Annotated in this window: 2 protein-coding genes; one reads left to right on the plus strand and one right to left on the minus strand. The window is 39.9% G+C overall.

The features are described 5' to 3' along the window. A partial coding sequence (locus A3735_RS32040; RefSeq protein WP_231882608.1) for a hypothetical protein occupies positions 1–208 on the plus strand: 208 nt, incomplete at its 5' end. Between the two features lie 166 nt (positions 209–374). Here A3735_RS32040 and A3735_RS21180 read toward each other — a convergent pair. Further along, positions 375–914, minus strand: coding sequence for a hypothetical protein (locus A3735_RS21180; RefSeq protein ID WP_068510928.1), 540 nt, complete (start codon positions 912–914; stop codon positions 375–377). Positions 915–1,498: the final 584 nt, after the last annotated feature.

Below are 1,498 nucleotides of genomic sequence, written 5' to 3' on the forward strand. Positions count from 1 at the left end.
GTTAGATGTTTTAGAACACCCAACTACACCAAACACCACGTTAAAACCAAAGTGCTTGCCCAGAGACAAAAACACCGTAGATGGCGACTTTACCGGATTCCCTAGGAACACACCACCAACGAAGCCTCTACAAATACAAATGTGCTTGAGAAGCTTAAACAGCAGAGCTGAACAGTGGGAAAACGTGCCACCTACCCTAAAAATTTAAACGGAAAGGTGCCAGATTAGAAACGTGCATTCCTTGCCGAATACTGAGCCTTAAACCTAAAGGCCAAAAAACATTTAACGTTGCGCTAATGGGCGCAGTAATAATGGCGACTTTTTTGTCGCGTAGCGCAGAAAAGGTGCCATTATTACGGAGTCCTATTGAGCGCCTAATTAGTTGTTTTATTGAACTTAAATAACTGATCATGGTTCATGTTAAGTATTTCAGAAACATTTTCAAAAGCTATGTTAAATACATAATTAAATTCTAGAGTTTCAGCGTAACTGCCGCTTATCTTAATTGGCGTGCTTTCTTTTTTAATAGGTGAGGCAAGCCCATTTATTTTTAACACTAAATAGTCTGAACTAAGGCTGAGGTCAAAACACACTTTTTCAATTGAACGCGAAAGCGCTCCGCTTGCTGCAATGTCGTAACCACGATTATGGTTTAAAGAACCTGCATGATTACCTGATAACTCAATTTTTATAGGACAACGCCCACCTATAACAAACTGCCGGATAAGATATGCGCCTACTGGAATAATAATATGAGGTGAAGTTATCGGATCTCTTTGACTGTAATCTTCGATTTCTTTGTAATTTGCATTAACTGAATCAATAGACAAGTAATCTTCATGAATGCTCAAGCGATATTTGTCATCAAAAATGTACCAATCCCTTTGATATTTAGCAAACTTAAAACGTTCCATGATTCCTCTTTATACAACTAACGCTTGCAGCTGCGGCCGAACGAAGTGAGGTCCAGCCCCAGTGGTTTTCTGGGGCGAGGCAGGCTGCACTGGTTATATGATTTATTGCTTTGCACTTTGATAAACCGCCTTAGTCTTTTTAGAGTACTTAAGGGTAAGAAGTAAAAGCAACAAACCGCATTTATTCTTAATTTTGCCACCTGTTGATTAAACAGGATAACAAGCTAATTTTTACCGAAACAATCAACAGAACACCAATTAAAGCGACCCGTTTTCTCTGAGCCAAAAGCTATGTTTAGCAGTATAAACCTTGATGCTAAACTAAGCTTTGAACCGAATACACTCTTTGCTCAAAATACCGCTAACCGCTTAAATTAATTGACCTTTTACTGCATATAACGCTTTTATAAACGGCGCACGGCTCTATCGTGCGTCCAACGCAGGCCACGTGTTTTTGTGGCCGGAGTGATGTTTGATGAACTGGTTAGATGTTTTAGAACGACCAACTACACCAAACACCACGTTAAAACCTAAGTGCTTGCCCAGAGACAAAAACACCTTAGATGGCAACTTTACCGGATTCC

This window comes from Oleiphilus sp. HI0061, assembly GCF_001635675.1.